We start from the raw sequence: 20102 nt of genomic DNA on the forward strand, positions 1-20102 counted from the left end.
GAAGCCGCAAAAAGAATGAACCTCCAGATTGGATTGGCTTCCAGTTCCCCGCGAAAAAGAATAGTAGACCTTTTAAAAAGATATGAAATCGCCCATTTTTTTACACATATTGCAACCGCAGAAGATGTGGATCATGTGAAGCCGAATCCGGATCTATATTTAAACGTATTAGAAAAAATGAATTTAGAATCTTCTCATGTCATTGCGATTGAGGATTCACCGGCGGGATTAATGTCTGCAAAAAGAGCGGGGATATATTGTGTGATAGTGCCAAATGAAGTTACTAAAAGATTAACTTTTCAGGAATTTGACTTACGAATAAACTCTCTAGATGAAATCGAGTTATCTGATTTAATTAACCAAGTAAATATGGAAAGAGAGACTCCTCAACTACCGGGGAAGGAGTGATGCCCGGTGCACCGGATCAAAGAAGCCGTCCCGTTCACAGTGACGGAACCGAAGAGTGCCCAGCTAGACGTACAACGACTGAACCAAGCCTATGAAACGCTGCTCCGGACGTTTCCCAGCCTCTACAGCCTCCTGATCGTCAAGGATGCGCAGCTCGTCTTCGAACGATACGCGCCGCAGGTCGAGCCGACCGCTGCCTACAGCATCAAATCCATCACAAAGAGCGTCATGAATGCGCTCGTTGGCATCGCCATTCGGGACGGTCTGATCGCTTGTCCGACCTGAAGGGCAATAGTTAATATCGTTAGTTTCACTTGAACAACAACATACAAATTTGTTGTTTAATGCTCACGGGACGACCGAGTGTGGGAGTATCCCCCACACACAAGATTCAGACAACAGAAGATATGCAGGATAATAGTTGAAAATATAAATCCGTGCAGAGCAACCGCTATTGACAAACCAACTACTACGTGTTACTTTGTAGTTGTAGTAAGTAATACTTCATACCAGTTATACAGAATAGCAAGGGGTGATTGTGCTGGAGAATCTAACGGAAATGCTCAAAGGCGTGCTTGAGGGCTGTGTCCTTGAAATTATAAGCCGCGAAGAAACCTACGGCTACGAAATCACGCGGCGGCTAAACGCCCTCGGCTTCACAGATGTTGTGGAGGGAACGGTGTACACCATCCTGATCCGGCTCGAAAAAAACAAGTTGGTGGAGATCACCAAGAAGCCCTCCGACATGGGACCGCCGCGAAAGTTTTTCGCGATCAACGACGCGGGCCGCGAGGAGCTGCGGAAGTTCTGGGAAAAATGGGAGTTCGTATCATCAAAAATTAACGAGTTAAAGGAGAAGAAATAATGAATTTTTGGGAAAAAATCACCGGCAGCGACATGACTAAGGAAATGAAAACTTTTGAATCGCGAGCCAAAAAGCTGCCGGCTGATTATCAAGCGGCATGGGAAAAAATAAGTGCGAATCTTTGGTCGTACTCCGATTTCAGCGGTCGCAACCTCATGCCAATTCTCGACGGCGTGCTTGGCCTGCTCGAAGAAGCGGCGGCTGACGGTCAGAGCGTCCAAGAGGTTTTGGGTGACGATATCCAAGGCTTCTGTTCAGCGCTGGCCGGCGAAGAAGGGGCAAAATCTTATCGCGACAAATGGCGCGAGCAGCTCAACCATAATATCGCTAAAAAATTGGGTAAATAGGAGGATAACAATGAGAATACAAGATATCATTCAAGGCAAAAAAGAATGGCGAGCGCACGTGGCGCGTGTCAAAAGGCTCCCACAAGATTATCAGATCGTTTATAAAGAGATTCAAAAATATTTCTTTAAGGTCGGACCCGTTGAACTAACCGAAGGTACGGGTTTGCTATCGGGGATTGTCGATCTTTTTGAAGAGGGCGCGGCCTTGGGGAAAGGCGTGCTCGATGTGACGGGAAGTGACGTAGCGACTTTTTGCGACGAACTAATCAAAGATTCTAAAACTTACGCTGACATCTATCAAGAATCTGTTAACCAAGAAGTTAGCAAGGCAATGAAAAAGGTTACGGATAAAAAAAAGGAAAAGGGGGGATAACGGGATGGAAAAAGCAATTCAAGTGAAAGGCCTGCGAAAGTCTTTCAAGGACAAAGAAGTCCTAAGGGGCGTCGATTTTGAAGTGAAGCAGGGTGAGATTTTCGCCCTGCTTGGCTCCAACGGCGCAGGCAAGACGACGATTGTCAGAATCCTCACCACGCTGCTCAAGCAGGACGGAGGCACCGCCACCGTAAACGGATTTGACGTCACGTCAAGACCCGAGAATGTGCGGCATGCGATCAGCCTGACCGGGCAATTTGCCGCCGTGGACGAAATATTGACCGGGCGGGAAAATCTGATCATGATCGCCAAACTGCGACACCTTAAAAATCCGCGTCATGTCGCAGATGATTTACTGAATCGCTTCGGGTTGAACGACGCCTCCGACCGCAAGGTGTCCACCTACTCGGGGGGTATGCGCCGCAGGCTCGACATTGCCATGAGCCTGATCGGAAAACCGCAGCTTATTTTCCTTGATGAGCCGACCACCGGGCTTGACCCCGAGGCACGCATTGAGGCCTGGAAAATTGTTAAAGAACTTGCCGACGGTGGAACGACGGTATTCCTGACCACTCAATATTTGGATGAGGCTGAACAACTAGCCGATCGAATTGCCATTTTGCATGAAGGCAGGATTATTGCCAATGGCACGCTTCAGGAACTGAAAAAGCTGTTCCCGCCCGCAAAGGTGGAGTATGTGGAAAAACAACCTTCATTGGAAGAGATTTTCCTCGCAATTATCGGTAAAAAGGAGGCAATGTAAATGGAGACGGTAAAGAGTCACTTTTTTAGCGACATGAGCGTGATGCTTGGACGTTCCATGCGTCATATTTTCCGCAGCATGGACACCATCATCACGGTCTGCATCACTCCGGTTGCGATGATGCTGCTGTTTGTCTATGTGTTTGGCGGCTCAATCCAAACCGGTACGGATAACTATGTGAACTACCTGTTGCCCGGTATCCTGCTGATTGCGATTGCAAGCGGTATATCCTATACGGCTTACCGTCTCTTTATGGATAAGCAGCGGGGCATCATTGAGCGGTTCCACTCCATGCCGATTGCGCGTTCCGCCGTGCTGTGGGGGCACGTGCTGACCTCGCTGGTATCCAACGTCATTTCTCTTGTCGTCATCATTCTCGTAGCGCTTATTATGGGCTTTCGCTCGTCGGCAGGAGTCCTGCCATGGCTCGCCGTAGCCGGTATACTCGTGCTGTTTACGCTGGCTTTGACTTGGGTCGCGACGATTGCCGGTTTGTCCGGAAAAACGGTGGAAGGTGCAAGCGCATTTTCCTACCCGCTTATCTTCCTGCCGTTTATCAGCTCGGCCTTTGTGCCGACCGATTCGATGCCGAAGGTCGTTCGCGCTTTTGCCGATAACCAGCCGGTGACTTCAATCGTGGAGACCATCCGTGCTCTGTTGTCAGGTCAGCCTGTGGGCAACGATATATGGATCGCGCTGGCGTGGTGCGTCGGAATTATGCTCGTGGCTTATATCTTTGCGATGCGCGCGTACAAACGGAAAGCAACTTAATGCTTATAGGCATTAAAAATAATGATAAAATCAAGTAAAGGCCCCCACTTACAATTTGAAGATTAAATTTCAGGATCAAACAACAAAAGCTTTCCATCTTTCATTAGAACTAGCGGAGACGATAGCTCAATCGGTATACAACGGCAGCCGGCCAAAAGTTCGGCTGCCGTCGTTGCGAACGGGCAGATTATTTATATAGGTTACCCATCCGCTGACTAACGGCGTTCATCGGAAGACGTTAATTCGTACAGGCTGCGCACCTCGCACTGAAGCGTATCGGCGATCGAAATCGCGAGCTTAAGAGACATCACTCTTTTATTGTCGATAAAATCACCCAGCCGCTCCCGTCTCACTCGCAGTTCAAGCGCCAGCCGTTCCAGCGGCATTCCTGCTTCCTGAAGTCTTTCTTCCAGCAGGCAACGGCCTAGTTCGTACTTCAATATGCATATGCCCCTCTCAGAAAAAATCGTCCAACGAATTCTATGATTTCCTTTCCGCTTTGGCTTCATCCCCGGCTTGGATCTCGGAATTACCATTTTATACGATTCAAAATGCCTTCTCAAAGCCTCTCAGATCGTCTCGGTACGAGGCGTCTGTTTACGGAAATCGCTCGGTGTTACACCGTTGCTTTTCTTAAACATGCGGTAGAAGTACGAACTGTTCGTAAATCCGGTCAGTTTGGCGATGTCCGCCACGGAATAATCGGATTCCAGCAACAGCTGCTTAGATTGATTCATCCGCACCTCTTGAATGGCGTCCGTCAGTGTGCAAAAAGTAAGCTGTTTGTACAAGCGGCTTATATAGATCGGCGACATGTCCAGTTCGTCCGCAATCGAGTTCAGGCAAAGGTTCGGATTCGCATATTCCCGATCGATAATCTCATTGATACGTTTGATCAAATCGGTTTGTTTCGAATTTTTTTTCGCCTCTAGCTGTTTGCTTAATTGATCGAATATCCCGAAAAATTGTGTCGTTATTTCTTCGATGACTTCCACCTGGTTCAACGAGGCAAGCGCAGAGTCGAAGTCGGCTTCGACGACGATCGCGTTATTTTTCCGAATCGTTTTCAAGACGTTGATGACGGTGAACGTCAGATGGGAAATCGTCAGTTGGACGACGGAATACGGGTATTCCCCCGTAGCACGCACCATTTCCGAGTAAATGGCCTTGGCTTCTTCGCTTTTCCCCGTCATAAGGCAATCGACCAACTGCTTTTCCCGGTGGACCGGAAACGCGTAATCCTTCAGCTTCAAGTTCATGATGTCCTCCGACCAGATCAGGCAGCCGTGGCCGTAAAACAGCCGGTGAAGGGAAGCTTCTTTGACCTGGTTGTACATCAGGATACTTTGGTTGAGGGACGGTCTGACCGGGCTTACGGTGACGGAAACGGATACTTTAAGATGATTCCGAACTTCTTCCTGCATTAATTTCAGCATGCTTATCAATGCGTTTCTATCCGATAGTCCCTGAGGATCGTCGCTTGCGAGCAATAAAAGTACGCGATCGTCGCCAATATCGACACCTTCGGCATGATACGAGGAGGAGCTAATTTCTCCGCAAATGTTCATGATAGCGTATCTCACCAGCTTAAGATGGTCCCGGTAATAATCGGCGCACTCCGCAAAACGATCCAACTTGAGCAAGATGAGTCTGGAGGGGTGATCCGCCCGGATGGTGAAACCGAATTCGGTCAGCTTCTCCTGCAGCGCTTCCGGGCCATAGGCCTCCCTGCGAAGCACAATACTCCGTAAAAAGTGCTGCTTTACGATATGCTGGTTGTTTCTCCGCTCGATTTCAAGCGACTTTAATCGCTTGAGCACTTTATCAATCGGTCCATACAGTTTGCGGGTAGCAGCAACGGACAGCAGTAACCCGAACAGCAGCACCATAAAGCTGAAGGCAATCGTTTTGGTCCTCATACTCGTAATCTCGCGCGTAATCTCCGAATAAGGTGTCGTCCGCACATACCTCCAGCCAAGCGAATCCGGGGCAGTGTAAGAAACGAGCGACTTGACGCCGTCAACGATATCCACGAAATAGTCGGAGGCAACGCGGTTATCCAGAATGTTCCGAATATAACCATTCCCTGAGTAATCGGTCAACATCGGATCGTCGCCGCTGCGCGAAAGCAAAATGCCTTGTTCGTTCATAATGAACATTCTGGCGCCGAAGTCGGCGGTTAAGCTGCCGAAATCTTTATTGACCCACGACTCGGCAATATTGAGTACGACGGCGGCGCTCGTTTTTTTCTCGAGCATATCAAACGATAAATAGGAGTAGCTGCTGACCTGCTTTCCATCGCCGATTGCATACATTCTCGGTATCGGATAATACGGACGGTATTCCTGAATGTTATGGAAAATGTCTACAATTCCCCGGTCGTCCAATTCCTCCTCCGTTTGGCTTCCGTTTCGGAACGTGTCTGAGCTGATATAGTACATTCCGGAGCTTGCATTGTATACATAGATCGATTCGATAAACGGCATCGATAGCCGGTAGTTGTTCAATTGCTGCATCGCCAGTGTTACATCGTAAATGTCCGGCTTCGGGAAGAAGATCAGCTTGGAGATCGTCAAGTCTCCGTAAATTTGAAACGATAGCGTCTTTGCCGTATCTGTCATCTTCGCCACCTCCCGACTCGTTTGTTTCAGAGAGTTCAAGTCGGAGCGGGATACTTGCCGGATGGCGATGTTTTCAAAGTTCATAATGAGCAGCGTGGAAGAAATGAGCAGAGTAATGACTGTACTAACCACAAGGCTGATCAAGATGTTTTTGTACAAGCTCCTGTTCTCGCGTTGACTCACCCGCTTCTCATCCCCTCACAAAGTCATTCCAAAGAAGTATATCTTACATGCCGTCCATGTTGCCATAGGGAGAGTGAAAAAGTAGAAAGAACACATAAAAGTGCGAATTGTTCACTCCGGGAACAAGCGCAATAAGGGCGAAAACTTCATGTTTATGACGCAATGTGGAGTTTAATTGCGCCTGCTTTCCTTGTACGATGGGGAACGGATGGGCAGGCACGCTATCAGACGTATCTTCCGCCTGTCCTATTTACAGCCGGGGAGGACAGATTTCGTGTCGAAGCGAGGATTTTGGAATGAACTGAATAAAAACAAGCTTATGTTTCTAATGCTGCTGCCGACTCTTTTGTTTTTTTTCGTCAATTCGTATGTTCCGATGGTCGGCATCTATTTTGCGTTTACGAGATTCGATTTTCACGGCGGGCTGTTTGGAAGCCCTTTTGTCGGGTTGGACAATTTTAAATTTTTGTGGAAGTCCGGTAAGCTTGCGGAGCTCACACTGAACACGATCGGCTACAATTTGGCTTTTATTGTGCTCAAAAACGTGCTGGCCATCGTCCTGGCGATTTTGCTTAGCGAAATCCACGGGAAGCTGTTCAAAAAAATATCGCAATCGATTTTGTTTTTGCCGTATTTCGTATCGTTCGTCCTGCTGAGCGCCATCTCGTACAACATGTTCAACTATGAAACCGGCTTTGCCAATACGTTTCTGAAGTCGCTCGGCATGCAGCCGTTCAACTTTTATGGCGCGCCGTGGGTGTGGGTCATCCTGCTCGTCGTATTTTACCTGTGGAAGCATATCGGCTACAGCATGATCATTTATTTGGCGTCCATAACTGGAATCAGCGACGAGTATTACGAAGCGGCCCGGATCGACGGAGCTACTTTGCTGCAAAGGATTCGGCATATAACCGTCCCGATGCTGAAGCCGACATTCGTCCTTCTGCTTCTGTTTTCTCTCGGCAGCATCATGAAGGGGCAGTTCGATCTGTTCTATCAACTGATCGGAAACAACGGCCTATTGTTCGGCAGCACCGACATTATCGATACGTACGTGTTCCGGTCGCTGAAAGAAACGTTCGATATCGGCATGGCGACCGCGGCGGGACTGTATCAATCCGTATTCGGCTTCATTCTGATCGTGACTGTTAATTACATCATCAAAAAAATAAACGAGGATTACGCCTTGTTTTAACTTGAGGGAGGAGGTTCGGTTATGAACGTGAGAGCTTCAGAGAAATCCGCCGCCTTTAGCGTGCTCGCCTACACGGTCGTCGCGTTGGCAGCAATCGTCTGTCTATTTCCATTTTTGCTCATCTTGTCGGGGTCTTTGACTCTGAACGAATCGATCATCAGGGATGGATACCGGCTGATTCCGAAACAATTTTCGCTCGAGGCTTACAGGACGATTTTCGCTACGCCCGGTCCGATTCTGAGGGCCTACGGCGTGACGACTTTCGTGACGGTAGTCGGTACGACGATCGGGTTGTTCATGACGACGATGGCCGGGTACGTCCTGCAGCGCAAAGACTTCAAATACCGAAATAAGGCCATGTTCTTTATTTATTTTACTACGCTGTTCAGCGGAGGGCTCGTACCCTGGTACATCATGATGACCTCGTACTTGCATTTGACGAATACGTACATGGCGCTCATTTTTCCCGGTTTGGCTTCGCCGTTTCTGATCATATTGATGAGAAGCTTCATCAAGTCAACGATTCCCGACGAGGTGATCGAATCCGCGAAAATCGACGGTGCGAACGATTTCGGCATTTATTTCCGCATTGTTCTCCCCCTCGCCATGCCGGGCATCGCCACCATCGGGCTGTTTATGGCTCTCGGGTATTGGAACAGCTGGTTTTCTTCGTCGCTGTTCATCAACGACCCTAGCAAATACGAGCTTCAGTTTTACTTGTACAACATCATTAATACGATGTCATTCCTGGCCGATCTGGGGGTAAGCTCCGGGGTCACGCTGTCAAGCGACATTCCGATGGAGTCGACGAAGCTGGCCATGTCGCTCATCGTAACAGGGCCGATTCTGCTGCTCTATCCGTTCGTGCAGCGGTATTTCGTCAAAGGCTTGACCATCGGCGCCGTAAAAGGTTAGACCCGGCTTCAACCGCTTTCCGCGGCACGCCGGCTGACATAGTATGATAAACTTTTAGAAAGCAGAGGGAGGCATCACATGAAAGGAAAGACAATGCACATCTTTGCGCGATTCGTCGTCGCGGCGCTCGCAGTCGTGCTGTTTGCCGGGTGTACCGGCAAAACGCAGAATGCCGGGGAAACCGCGAATACGGCTGGTATGGGCAAAGATCAGGACTTTTCGAAAAGGGTGGAACTGCAATTTTACATGCTGGGGGATCCGCCGAAAGATTTGCCGATCATCGAAGCGAAAATTAACGAGCTAGCTTTGAAAGACTTGAACGCCACGGTAAAATTCAATTACATTTCGTGGACCGACAATACGACCAAGTACAAACTGCTGCTTACGTCCGGCCAGCCCATCGACCTGATCTATACGGCGAACTGGTTCGGTTACCAGCAGTACGCGAAGAAAGGCGCTTTCCTGCCCCTGGACGAGCTGCTGCCCAAGCACGCGCCTAAATTGCACGGATTCGTGCCGCAGGATATGTGGAACACGGCCAGGATCGACGGCAAGATCTACACAGTACCTTCGACGTACAAAGAGTATACGACGGGGGGCTTCATCTACAGGGAAGACTTGAGACAGAAGTTCAATCTGCCGAAGCCGGAATCGATTCCTTCGTTTGAAGCTTATTTGGACGGAATCAAGAAAAACGTTCCGGATTTGTTCCCGCTCGCTTCCGGCTTCAATATGCGCAACTACTTGGAGCTTACCATCGATCCCGCCGGATCGTTCCCTTACGGGATGACGGCTTCCTACGGTAACCCCCGCGAGATGACGGCATATTGGGGTTCGCCGGTCCATCTGGAAGGATTGAAAGTAGCGAAGAGATGGGCGGATAAAGGCTTCTGGTCCAAAAACGTGCTAAACGAAAAAGAACTGGGCAACAATCTGGTCATCGGCGGCAAGTCCGCGGCGCTGTTCTCTCACAATCCGTCCATGTTTAACGACATGAACACGAAGACGCAAGCGGCGCATCCGGACTGGAAGCTGGCATACTCGCCGTTTCCGTTCATCAAAGGATACGCGACGCCGGTTACGCCGATCGGTAACGGTTTCGCCATTCCGAAGAGCAGCCCGAATCCGGAGCGGGCCATCGCCTTCTACGAAAAGCTTGTGACCGATAAAGAGTATAACCGGCTCACCGAATACGGAATCGAAGGGGTTAACTACAAGGTCGATAACGGGTATTACCAAATGATCGGAGACAGTAAATCGAACGGTTTCCCGCGCGAGGCGATGAACGGCTGGTCGTGGCGGAATCCGGAATATATGCTGTTCGACAAAGGGTACGACGGGGTCAAAGAAATATTTGCGCAGCTGGACAAAATCGCCAAGCCTGATATTTATTCCGGCTTCGCCGAAGACTATACGGCTTATCAAGCGGAAAGAGCCGCGCTGGAGCAGGTGTCCAAGCAGTATCTCGCGCCGCTCGAAATGGGGCTTGTCGAAGATGTGGAAGCGGGTCTGAAGCTGTTTATTGAAAAAGCCAAAGCGGCAGGGCTGGAAAAAATCCAAGCTGAATATAAAAAGCAGTGGCTTCAATATTTGGACGAATCCGGCATGAAATGAGAATGGAAATTGCCCGGGACTCCTATACAGAGAGGACGATAAGGTTGATTAAAAAACCGATAGTGTTGTTGGTTACTGCAGTCAGTATGTTAGCCGGGTGCAGCGGAGGACAAGATAGCAAAACCGGTCAAACTGCGGACTCCGCGGCGAAGACATGGGAGACACCGAAGGAGCCCGTTACCATTAGCTTCTATTTGCCATATGCAACCGATACAGCTACGTTCATGGAGCAGTATGGTAACGCAATCGTTAAGAAATTCCCGCATGTTACTTTAAAACTCGTCAATTCCCCGGATACCAACGTGGCGGGCAATCTGTCCAACTTGCTTGCTTCGCAAGAACCAATCGACATTTTCTTGAACGGCGATACCAATCATTACCGATACATAACGCCGTTTAAATTTCAGTACGACATAACGGACATGATCAAGAGAAGCGGCTATGATCTGAAACGTCTTGAGCCTAGTACGCTAGAGGCTGTGAAGGCCCTTTCCCCGAATGGCGAAATATATGCATTGCCTTTGCGGATGAATGTAATGTCCCTATTGTACAATAAAGACCTGTTCGACAAATTCGCTGTTCCTTATCCAACGGACGGAATGACTTGGGACGAAACTTACGAGCTTGCGAAGCGGCTCACTCGAAAAGACGGGGATACGCAATACAGAGGCTTTATTACCCAGTCTTACAGCATCGCTTGGCAGAACCAAATGTCCCTCGGATTCGCTGATCCTAAAACAGATAAGCCCTTATTTTCTTCCGATGAACGTTGGTCTCAATTTGTCAAAAATATAAATCGTTTCTACGAGATTCCAGGCAATGCACTATTGGAAGGCAGCTTCGGCGGAATCAACAACCTGTTCTATAGTTCAAAAGTAGCGGCTATGTACGCGGCTTCCATTCCCGGAACAGCGCAACAAGTGAACTGGGATTTGGTCACTTTGCCGGAAATCAGCAATCTTCGCGGTATTGGTTCGCAGGCTTCGCTCAACTTGGCTTATATACCGAGCATCAGTAAGCATAAGGAGCAAGCTTTTGAAATTATCGCTTATATGACCAGTGATGAATATCAGACCGATATTGCCAAAAAAGCTCTGGGACTGCCGGTCATTACAACCCAATCGGCAAAAGATGCGTTCGGTCAAGACAACCCGAATCTTGCAGGGAAAAACCTGAAGGCGCTAACGAAAAATAAACCGGCTGCGCCATTCCAGCAATCGCCTTATCAAGCGATTACGAACAACCAGCTTGAAAAGCTCTGGTATCAGCTCGGTAAAGGTCAGCTTGACATCAATACCACCTTGCGGATGGCGGATGAGAATGCGGTGAAGGAAATTGAAAAATTGAAATCCGGTCAGTAATTTAGGGTAAAAAGAAAGGTTTAATGGGGATTCATCCAGACTGTCGAGAAAGTCTCGACGGTCTTTTTATTGTATACTCATGAAAATGGAGATAATCCCTCTCCCTTGCGGCGAGCCCCGCAAATGATACATAAAGACCCTGCAGGATGGTGCAATGGATGTCGGGAAGGGAAATCGCATCTCTGTTATGCTTGGAAGCAACGAGGGGAGGAACCGGATCATGGATATGCTGGCACAGCTGAACGAAGCTTTAAGCTATATCGAAGAGAACTTGACGAATGATGTGAACTACCAGGAGGCGGCGAAGATTGCCTGCTGTTCGGAATACCACTTTACGCGCATGTTCTCCTTTCTGGCCGGCATCACGCTGTCGGAATACATCCGCCGCAGACGCCTAACCTTGGCGGCACTAGAGCTAAGCCACAGTGATATGAAAATCATCGAAATTGCGCTGAAATACGGATATTCGTCACCGGATTCCTTTACCAGAGCTTTCCAGGGTGTGCACGGGGTTACTCCTTCGGAAGCCCGGCTTCATGGCCAGTCCCTCAAAGCCTTCCCTCGGATGACGTTTCAACTGACCATCAAAGGAGGAAGTGAAATGAACTACCGGATTGAAGAGAAAGGGGCTTTCCGCATCGTGGGGATCAAGAAACGGGTCCCTATCGTGTTCCAAGGGGTAAACCCGGAGATTGCGTCGATGGTTGAAGGGCTCACTCCAGAATTAATTCAGGAAATTAAAAGCTATTCGAATGTCCAGCCTTCGGGACTGATCAGCGCATCCACGAATTTCAGCGAAGGGCGGATGGAGGAGAAAGGAGAGCTCGACCACTATATCGGCGCTGCCACTACGCAAGAAGCGAGGGACGGCTTGGCGCAGCTGGAGGTGCGGGCCTCGACATGGGCTGTTTTCACGGCAGTAGGCTCATTTCCGAGTGCACTTCAGGAGATATGGGGACGCATTTATTCGGAATGGTTTCCGTCGTCGGAGTACGAGTTAAGCGAAGGGCCGGAAATTCTCTGGAACGAGCATAAGGATACCACATCGCCGCAGTATAAAAGCGAAATATGGATACCGATTCAAAAGAAATAAGGATTCGCATCGAACAGGGCTGCCGACATAGATCGACAGCCCCTCGTTGCATTCACCGGCATGTTACAGATCCTTCCTGCTAAATGCCCGGCAACCCAACAGGAGCAGAACCGCCGCATACCCGACCGTGTACAGAAGGAAGGCGTCCGATGGAACGCTCGGCATGGAGAATGGACCCATGTCGGCCGTGGCAAGACCGGCCCAATCCGCCCCCCCGAGAACCTCGTAGAGGCTTCTCCGGTAAACGGAGTCCGTGGGCAGGAGCAGCCCGGTCAGCAGGAGAAATTTGTCCAGTATAGGGTGGCTTCCTTCATAGATCGTGATCCCTTCGACCAGACCGCTGAAGAGGGCCAATCCGTACAATAAGGCGGCGCAAATCCCGTTCCCCAGCATCGGCAAATAGACGGAACCGAGCATGACCAGGGTGAGGAGAAGAAGCGGCATCCAAATAAAAAGCACGAGACCCCGCAGTAAATCCCCCACAAGCAGAGGAAGTCCGGCCAGGCTGTGGATGGTCCAGACCACGGAAACGAACAAAATGATACTGTACACGGCGATCCAGACGGCATGGCCCAGCCATTTCGCCAGATACAGCCTCCAGCGGGAGATGGGGCGGGCGGCGACAGCCAGCAGCAGACCGTTCTCCTGTTCACCCGTGACGATCCCCATGGCGGAGAAGAGCACGAAAAAGGCCGTTAGAAATTGTGCGAAAAAAAGCCCCAGCACCGTCAGAACCATGCTGTTCAACAGAGATTCGGCAGGGGATACCCGGTTCTGTTCGAGCGTACCGGCCAGCTCCCGAACCCCGAAGGCAAACAGCACCAGAAAGACGAAGGTCAGAATAATCGTGACCAGGAACACCCGCTTACGGGTCAACTCCTTGAAGGTGGCGGCTATATACATCGTCATAACGGGCCACCTCCTTGGCGGGACCGGGCCATCCGGAGGAACCAGGCTTCCAGGCTGTTCGGCTCGGGGCCGGATTCGTAAAGCGTCAGGCCGGTGCGGACGAACAGCGAGCACAGATAGCCGGCTTGTTCCCGGTCCGTTACAAGCGCGGTCAGGAGGGCGTTGCCGCTCTCGTCGGCCTCGACCAGGCGCAGCAGGGAGGGGAGAGCGCCGCCGACAGCGCCGCCAAGCTCCTCCCACGTCCCCGGCAGCCATCCGCCAAGCCGGAAGCGCCAGTTGGCACTGCCGCCTCCGCTATCGCCGGTGCCACTCAGCAGCTCGTGCAGCGGCCCCGACGCCAGCAGCTCGCCGTCGTACAGGAAGGCGGCCTCATCGCACAGCTCCTCCACATCTTCGAGCAGATGGGTATTGAGGAAAATGGTCACGCCCCTGCCCCGCAGCTGCTTCAACAGGCTGCGGATCTCATAACGGCCGATGGGGTCCAAGGCCGAAGCGGGTTCGTCCAGGATGACCAGCTTAGGGTCCAAGAGCAGGGCGGCAGCCAAGCCGAGACGCTGCTGCATTCCTTTGGAGAACCCGCCGACCCGGCGGTCTGCGGCTTCGGACAGACCGACCAGCTCCAGGGTATCGCGGACCCGGCTTCGGAAAGCGGATGCCCGCGTCTCCTGCGGGCGCAGCCCTCCCAGTTGACCGTGGAAGCGGAGGACCTCCGCCGGGGTCAGCCAATCCTGGTAGCGAAACAGCTCGGGCAAATAGCCCAGCTCGCGTCTCGCCTCCGGCCGGCCCAAGGGCCGGCCCAGCATGGCGGCCCGCCCGGAGTCGGGGCGGTGGAGGCCGGCCAGCATTTTAACGAAGGTGCTTTTGCCGGCGCCGTTGGGTCCAAGCAAGCCGAAAATGCAGCCCTCCGGCACCTGCAAGGTGATGCCGCGGCAGCCGCCGCGGCCGTTGTAGGTTTTGGTCAATTCTTCGGTGTCGATCATCATCATGGCTGGATAAGCTCCTCGGCTGCCCGGCGGAAAGCGGACTCCACAGGAAAATCCTTCAAGGTGCCGCTCAGCAGCCCCATACGGTCCCCGGCAAGCCAGAGCAGGTAGCGATTCTTTCCGTCTGTCGTCATGACCGCATCGTGTCCGCCTAACTTGAAGTTGATGGTTACGCCGTCACGGGCCGGCACCGGCAGGGTGCTCTGCCAATCGCCGATGGCCGCCAGCTTGGTCCGCAGGCTGTCCGGCAATACAGGCAGCCCGAGTACCGCCTCCCGGACGGTTGCCGCATCGATGCCGTCCTCCACGGTCAGCTCCGGCTTGCCGAATTGGAGCAGTCTTACCGGCTTGCCCGACAAGGTGCCCTCCGAGGTGATGCCGTCCGGGACGTGCAGCCGGATCGTTTTCCCGTCGGCATCGACAGGCAGGGTAGTGGTGCCGCCCAAACGGGTGAGCAGCCGGTTGACCGCTTTTACATTCAGATTAAAGGTAAGTGTGGTAGCCGGCTGGAAGACGGGGGAGGCGGGGGTTCCAGGCTGAAGGAGCCCGCCCATCCGTTGCTCCGCTTCGTCCCAAGTGAGGGTATGGGATTCCCCGCCTCCGGATTGGGTCAAGGTGCCGTACTGGGCCAGTGTGAAACTCCGGTCTCCTTCGGGCGAGCCGCGCTCCAGAAGGCTGGAGATGGTCGCCATGTCATCCGCCGATATTCCGACTCCGACCATATGCTGAATGCGGAACGTATGCTGCATGGCCGCCAGCGCCCGGTCTCCCAGGGGGGTGGTGAACAGGACGACTGCCATAGCAGCGGCAGCTACCCCTGCGGTCCATCTCCGAATTCTGCGCTTGGCCGGTCTTTCCGTTCGCCAGGAACCGTCTGCTCCTTTAACGCTTGTCCCTGTTGCCGCCCTCGGCGTCCCGGCAACCGGGGCCCCTTGTTTCCCTTCGAATGCTCTCGTCTGCTTCATCTCCACCGCACCATCCTTATTGTGATCATCTGGATTTTTATCCGATCGGGCTTTGTTTCTTCTTTCATCCGAACGCGGGCTCTGCTCCGCATGCTTCCAAAACGCCGGAGCCGGCTCCCGTGCCGTCAGTCTCTCAAACCGGTCCCAAGCCCGGTCCGTATCAAAAATCGGCTCCCCGCCGGTCCGCTTCTCTCCGTCCGCCATCGTGCCGCTCCTCCTCCTGCCCGTATTTCTTCTTCAGCCGTTCCTCTGCACGGGCCAGCAGCGTCCCGACAATCTTCGGGTTGACCTCCAGCCGGAGGGCAATCTCCTCGTAGCTGTACCCTTCCTCCCGAAGCAGAAGGGCGGTCCGGTCCCGGTCCGAGAGCTTCTGCAGCACCCGGCGGACCACGTCGATTTCCCATTCCCGGATGACTTCCGTTTCTCCCGAAGGGACGGCGCCTTCCGACCAAGCCGCGATGCGGGCGGTTTCCTTTTCCAGCAATGCCTCGCCCGACGACCGGTGCCTTAAATAATCGTACCCCACCCGGGTCAGCACCCGGTGCAGCCAAGCGCCGACGGCTTCCAGCCGGTCGGGAGGGTTCCGGTATAGCCGCAGGAACACCTCTTGGGCCAAATCTTCCGCCGCCGCGTAATCCCCGGTCAACGCATAAAGCTTCCGCGCGACTCCGGGATAATGCTCCCGAAACAAGCGCTGGAACAGCTCGGGTACCTGTGCGCCATCCTCCATGTTGCTGCCGTCCCCCCTTTCATGTATAAGACGGATGCCAGGGCGGTTTTATAGCAGGGGAAAGCAGGATTTAATCATTCCGGGCGCATTCCCTAATTAGTTCCTACTCCCATTATGATCCATCCGGATCTATCAAAGTCGGTTAGCTTCGTTTCGTTTTCCATTAGGGGCCTGTGAATCCTTTTTTCTGTCATTCTAACTTGGCCAAAACATGTATGTTACCCATTAGAGCCCGACCTATTAAAATCTGCGAAACCCAAGCGAGCGTTACATGATTAATCGGGCGGAATAACGCAACATTTCGCCTCTGTATTGCGTTAAATTAGAAGAGGTGGGAAAATGAGGGGATTCATTGTATTCTTCATACTTTGTTTTCTAATAAGCGGATGCAGCAGCAAGCACGTCAAAATAAACAGCGAATCAATGTTTTATAATTTTTCAGAACCTTTTCGATTTCCTTTTGAAGTTAATGAGGTTCGTTCAGAGATCGCAATGGATAACCCAGACTATCTCCATCAATTCGTTTTTCATTATAAAAACAAGCAAACGATGCAAGAAATACGATACATTTTAAGCAAGGTTATTGACAAACCAGAAGAAATATCCCAAAAAGACAAGCAACCCTTAGAACTTAAAAGTGGGAAGCTAGCGTATTACCAAGAAGATCCGACCAGCCAATCCATATGGTGGGAAGGTGATAATGGTTTCTTAGCTCGATTTGTTTATTATATTGACGGTAATCGCGAGCGACTAGGTAATGACAAATTAGCTAAGTCCGACTTAATAGATTTGGTAAATCAGGTTCAACAGTAATGCGATTAACAAATGTAGCTGATGGGAGGCACATATAAGATTGCATAATAGACTAAGGAATGAAAGATTGGTTAAAATGTTTGGGATTTTTCTTGGTTTAGTTTTTTTATCAATTATAGGGTTCTACTTATTTGCAAGCATATTGAACCCTGTTAGTGATGAAGGATTATTAACTGTTGTATGTTTAGTTATTTCTCTTCAAATCTCATTTCTTATTAGTTACGTGATGACACATTCGAAAAAATGACATTCAGATAGCGACAGAAGGAGGTAGTGCAATAATGGATAAAATAAAAATAATTACTCGTTTACAAAGCATTGAAATGTATGCCTCTGAATTTATAAGTTTTTGTAAAGAGATTGTTGTGAATATAAAGGATGAACTTCTTCAGGACGTAACGGTATCAACATGGGATGACAGTAGGAATGCAGTTTATCATTTCCAAAATAATCTATCCGATTTTAATGATGAAAACCTTGAAAAAATAATAATTGCAAATAAAGCAAAAGATGTTTTTAAAAATGAAAATGAAGATGATAAAGAACTGAGAAAGAACTCTAAAAGCTGGGCCGGCTTTAGCTCTTTACTTTACATTAAAAAAATTAAAGAAAGTGAAGAAAGCGAAATATCAATAAGCATTACACAAGGGGCTTATGAAGCCAATAAAACAGCGTTTATCAATGTTGAATTTTCAGATAGCTTTCTGAAGTTAATATCAAAAGAGTTTTTGATAAAAATAATTAAAAGTATAGAAATGACAGGCCGCCTAGACTATGCTGTTGTTATTTCCAATGATTTTAGACGTAAGGTTAAAACCAATGGTCAAAATATATGGATAGGCTACTTGACTTACTTTAAAAATCAAAAGATTAATAATATACTTCCCGGCATTGTTAGTATTATTGAACTCAAAGATGGTTTTCTTATAGATTTAAATGAGAAATTAGAAATTTCAGCCGAAAGTATTGATAAAGCAATTGAGGTAAGAAATTTATTCGATGTTGGCTTTCTACATTAATTCATGTTGCATTCAATATACCGCTTCGGATCAACACCTCTAGTCTGAAACATTGCTTTTTGATTCTATTATTTGGATGTGAAACAAAGGTAGGAGGAAAGGATCTGATATGGGAAACCGGACATTCCTGAGCGTTACAAGTGCCGATACAGATTCGGTCGATTATGAGAATACAGCTTTCGAGACGAATAATTTTCTCGCTCCAGTATGGTTTTGTCTGGTCAGCCAAGAGGAGTTCCAGCGGTATAGCGGGCAGCTTATGCAAGCATGGAGCAAGATTCAACCCTATATGGACCAACCGATGTGGAGGATCTGCCTGAGTGGGGATGCTTTTCCGAGGCATTCCAATGGCAGATTCCATGGGCGGATGCTGCAGAGCAGTTGCGCCTGAGCTTACCCGGCACGCTGGCCCATTTTCCATCGCTTGCCGCTCCTGTGCATGAGTGGCTAGAAACCTTGTCGACCCATGTACAGCGGTATTCTGCTGCGGTTATTCATCTGGAGCTTTCGCAATATTTCTCGTTCACGGGCGATCCCGCCCTCTATCTGAAAGACATTCAAGAATACGTTACCCTCTGGCAGTCGCCGCATCCCTCGCAGGAGAAGGTCTGGCAGGGAGCAGCCGACAACTTCTATATGCTGAATGGGGAACATTTGCCATGGAGAGAACGTACAGCAGCTCAACCGGAGCAAGCTCCTGAAATTCAGCCAGCACAGTCCATCCCTCCAGCATCTGGGAGGCGCCAGCCCAAATGGCGGCAGGAGCTCTACATATGGTTGCTTGCGATTCTGTCCGCAGCCCTCTTTTTTACCGTCTATGTCAATACATCCAGTGGTTGGTTGGCGGTGATCGGCTTCTTCATCCCCTCTTTGTTTATCGTTTTGTGGAATAGGATTATCGGTCCTAAAAAAACCTCCCGCCGTCAGCCGGAGGCGGCCACTACCTTGAAGAGGAACAGTACTCCCTCTTATGTTGTGCTCAGGATTGAGTATTTCGATGGGCATTCACCTATTGGGGTGGATGGCATGGAAACCGGCCCTTCGGAGGATAAATCATTACCGGATCTTATCCCCTGGCTGCAAATCATGCAAGCGAAGGTGCTTACATCTCATGAGGTTGAGCTCATGATTTCAACTAAAAATCCACCAGTCTCTACCTTACAACTTCATTTGAAGCTGGATGAACAACTGGTAGCCAAGGATACCGTATCAGCGGTTAATGCCATTGTGTTGGCTCATAAAATGTCTGTTTAAAAAAATATAAATGATCTTGAGGCAGAGACGGAAAAGAACCCGTTGGCCTTCAACGATGGTCGGAGTGTATAAGTCGAGTGACATTGTCATCATTATTATGATAACGAGGCAGATGTGACTTTTTATAACTCTTTAGAAGATAAATGAAATGAATTAGTATCTGGTTTAAACCATTAACTGGATAGGAGGAACGGTTGATCTACGATGGGCGGGCACAATAGAGATGCTACGGGACGGTGCCCGGTATTTGAACAAGTCGCCAAAATCGGAGCAGGCGTTCCATTACAAATGAGAGGTTTGACTGCAAATCAACTGCGTGAAGTCGTAGATTGTGTGTTAAGCCGTTCTTCTTTCAAGAAAGCTGCTGCAGCTATTGGGGAATCCTTTCGAAAAACAGAGGGGTATCAACAAGCGGTTCACGAGATTTTCGAATTTAAAAGTCATTTTCAGATTTAAGTATTGATGGAATTCAGAAAGATCACATGGGGGAAGTTGGAGCTCATTTAAATCAACTTGGGTCCATCGCAGCTTGTATTCGGGGGCCGTCTCATGGAATAATGACACAATACGACTCAGCCGAGTCCGCAAAGTGTTCATTGGGATGGAGGGGATACCGTTGCTGACGATTTTGAAATTTGCGGCTACGTTCCCGCTTTTTCTAGTATCGCTCGTCGTATGCTGGCGGATGTTACACAAAGAGAAATACATAAATTCTATTTGGCTATCATTTCTCATTCCGGCCATTTTGCAATTCGTGCTCGTATGGATCTCGAAGGAAGGGTCGGAGCTCTGGCTAAAAGTGTTCATGGGCATCAATATTGCCTTTACCGTATTTGCGGCTTTTATCGTTTGGTTTTTGCGCCAATTGGCTAGAGCTTATAAAAATTAGATGATTAAGACAGAAGGCAGTCGTTCAGAAG

The 20102-nt window shown here is 49.8% G+C and carries 23 protein-coding genes; 17 read left to right on the forward strand and 6 right to left on the reverse strand.

The window, feature by feature from the left end:
- The 7 genes from AC3Y2E_RS31060 to AC3Y2E_RS31090 form a co-directional block, all read left to right on the forward strand.
- Window positions 1–408, forward strand: a 408-nt coding sequence (locus tag AC3Y2E_RS31060; protein WP_379217181.1) for an HAD-IA family hydrolase, incomplete at its 5' end; no start/stop codon positions are given.
- 6 nt (window positions 409–414) lie between these two features.
- On the forward strand, window positions 415–693 hold the full coding sequence (locus AC3Y2E_RS31065; protein WP_379217182.1) for a hypothetical protein: 279 nt from the start codon (window positions 415–417) through the stop codon (window positions 691–693).
- Window positions 694–967: 274 nt separating this feature from the next.
- Window positions 968–1273, forward strand: a complete 306-nt coding sequence (locus tag AC3Y2E_RS31070) for a PadR family transcriptional regulator (RefSeq protein ID WP_317891237.1) — start codon at window positions 968–970, stop codon at window positions 1271–1273.
- Complete coding sequence (locus AC3Y2E_RS31075) at window positions 1273–1620, forward strand: DUF1048 domain-containing protein (protein ID WP_379217183.1); 348 nt, start codon at window positions 1273–1275, stop codon at window positions 1618–1620. Before AC3Y2E_RS31070 ends, AC3Y2E_RS31075 begins: the two co-directional genes overlap by 1 nt.
- A 10-nt stretch (window positions 1621–1630) precedes the next feature.
- Window positions 1631–1993, forward strand: coding sequence for a DUF1048 domain-containing protein (locus AC3Y2E_RS31080; protein WP_379217184.1), 363 nt, complete (start codon window positions 1631–1633; stop codon window positions 1991–1993).
- 4 nt (window positions 1994–1997) lie between these two features.
- Complete coding sequence (locus AC3Y2E_RS31085) at window positions 1998–2756, forward strand: ABC transporter ATP-binding protein (protein ID WP_379217185.1); 759 nt, start codon at window positions 1998–2000, stop codon at window positions 2754–2756.
- On the forward strand, window positions 2757–3527 hold the full coding sequence (locus tag AC3Y2E_RS31090; RefSeq protein WP_379217186.1) for an ABC transporter permease: 771 nt from the start codon (window positions 2757–2759) through the stop codon (window positions 3525–3527).
- 215 nt (window positions 3528–3742) lie between these two features.
- Here AC3Y2E_RS31090 and AC3Y2E_RS31095 read toward each other — a convergent pair whose 3' ends face one another.
- Both AC3Y2E_RS31095 and AC3Y2E_RS31100 read right to left on the reverse strand, forming a co-directional pair.
- Entirely contained in the window at window positions 3743–3967 is a 225-nt protein-coding gene (locus tag AC3Y2E_RS31095) for a helix-turn-helix domain-containing protein (RefSeq protein ID WP_190929677.1), read from the reverse strand.
- Between the two features lie 129 nt (window positions 3968–4096).
- Window positions 4097–6331, reverse strand: a complete 2235-nt coding sequence (locus tag AC3Y2E_RS31100; RefSeq protein WP_379217187.1) for an AraC family transcriptional regulator — start codon at window positions 6329–6331, stop codon at window positions 4097–4099.
- 319 nt (window positions 6332–6650) lie between these two features.
- Between AC3Y2E_RS31100 and AC3Y2E_RS31105 the strand changes: the two genes are divergently transcribed.
- The 5 genes from AC3Y2E_RS31105 (at window position 6651) to AC3Y2E_RS31125 (ending at window position 12509) form a co-directional block, all read left to right on the forward strand.
- Window positions 6651–7526 carry an ABC transporter permease gene (locus AC3Y2E_RS31105; protein WP_379217217.1) on the forward strand — a complete coding sequence of 292 codons (876 nt, stop codon included), beginning with the start codon at window positions 6651–6653 and terminating at the stop codon, window positions 7524–7526.
- 21 nt (window positions 7527–7547) lie between these two features.
- Entirely contained in the window at window positions 7548–8441 is an 894-nt protein-coding gene (locus tag AC3Y2E_RS31110; RefSeq protein ID WP_332070656.1) for a carbohydrate ABC transporter permease, read from the forward strand.
- Between the two features lie 78 nt (window positions 8442–8519).
- Entirely contained in the window at window positions 8520–10055 is a 1536-nt protein-coding gene (locus AC3Y2E_RS31115; protein ID WP_379217188.1) for an extracellular solute-binding protein, read from the forward strand.
- A gap of 44 nt (window positions 10056–10099) precedes the next feature.
- On the forward strand, window positions 10100–11416 hold the full coding sequence (locus AC3Y2E_RS31120) for an ABC transporter substrate-binding protein (RefSeq protein ID WP_379217189.1): 1317 nt from the start codon (window positions 10100–10102) through the stop codon (window positions 11414–11416).
- Between the two features lie 220 nt (window positions 11417–11636).
- Window positions 11637–12509, forward strand: coding sequence for an AraC family transcriptional regulator (locus AC3Y2E_RS31125; RefSeq protein ID WP_379217190.1), 873 nt, complete (start codon window positions 11637–11639; stop codon window positions 12507–12509).
- A gap of 63 nt (window positions 12510–12572) precedes the next feature.
- Here the strand turns inward: AC3Y2E_RS31125 and AC3Y2E_RS31130 are convergent, their stop codons facing one another.
- The 4 genes from AC3Y2E_RS31130 to AC3Y2E_RS31145 are packed head-to-tail and all read right to left on the reverse strand — an operon-like array spanning window position 12573 to window position 16096.
- Window positions 12573–13418, reverse strand: coding sequence for an ABC transporter permease (locus AC3Y2E_RS31130; protein WP_379217191.1), 846 nt, complete (start codon window positions 13416–13418; stop codon window positions 12573–12575).
- Window positions 13415–14404, reverse strand: coding sequence for an ABC transporter ATP-binding protein (locus AC3Y2E_RS31135; RefSeq protein ID WP_379217192.1), 990 nt, complete (start codon window positions 14402–14404; stop codon window positions 13415–13417). Before AC3Y2E_RS31135 ends, AC3Y2E_RS31130 begins: the two co-directional genes overlap by 4 nt.
- Complete coding sequence (locus AC3Y2E_RS31140; protein ID WP_379217193.1) at window positions 14401–15570, reverse strand: hypothetical protein; 1170 nt, start codon at window positions 15568–15570, stop codon at window positions 14401–14403. The genes AC3Y2E_RS31135 and AC3Y2E_RS31140 overlap by 4 nt, the downstream gene beginning before the upstream one ends.
- A complete protein-coding gene (locus AC3Y2E_RS31145; RefSeq protein WP_379217194.1) occupies window positions 15527–16096 on the reverse strand; it encodes a sigma-70 family RNA polymerase sigma factor in 570 nt (189 codons plus the stop codon). Before AC3Y2E_RS31145 ends, AC3Y2E_RS31140 begins: the two co-directional genes overlap by 44 nt.
- A gap of 339 nt (window positions 16097–16435) precedes the next feature.
- Here AC3Y2E_RS31145 and AC3Y2E_RS31150 point away from each other — a divergent pair, with 339 nt between their 5' ends.
- The 5 genes from AC3Y2E_RS31150 (at window position 16436) to AC3Y2E_RS31170 (ending at window position 20071) form a co-directional block, all read left to right on the forward strand.
- Window positions 16436–16909, forward strand: a complete 474-nt coding sequence (locus tag AC3Y2E_RS31150) for a hypothetical protein (protein ID WP_379217195.1) — start codon at window positions 16436–16438, stop codon at window positions 16907–16909.
- Between the two features lie 281 nt (window positions 16910–17190).
- Window positions 17191–17928 carry a hypothetical protein gene (locus AC3Y2E_RS31155; protein ID WP_379217196.1) on the forward strand — a complete coding sequence of 246 codons (738 nt, stop codon included), beginning with the start codon at window positions 17191–17193 and terminating at the stop codon, window positions 17926–17928.
- Between the two features lie 267 nt (window positions 17929–18195).
- Window positions 18196–19182 carry a hypothetical protein gene (locus AC3Y2E_RS31160; RefSeq protein WP_379217197.1) on the forward strand — a complete coding sequence of 329 codons (987 nt, stop codon included), beginning with the start codon at window positions 18196–18198 and terminating at the stop codon, window positions 19180–19182.
- 204 nt (window positions 19183–19386) lie between these two features.
- Entirely contained in the window at window positions 19387–19638 is a 252-nt protein-coding gene (locus tag AC3Y2E_RS31165) for a hypothetical protein (RefSeq protein ID WP_379217198.1), read from the forward strand.
- A 160-nt stretch (window positions 19639–19798) separates the two neighbouring features.
- Window positions 19799–20071: a hypothetical protein gene (locus AC3Y2E_RS31170; protein ID WP_379217199.1), complete on the forward strand. Its 273-nt coding sequence runs from the start codon at window positions 19799–19801 to the stop codon at window positions 20069–20071.
- The last annotated feature ends 31 nt before the right edge of the window (window positions 20072–20102 follow it).

Source organism: Paenibacillus sp. MAH-35, from assembly GCF_058135425.1.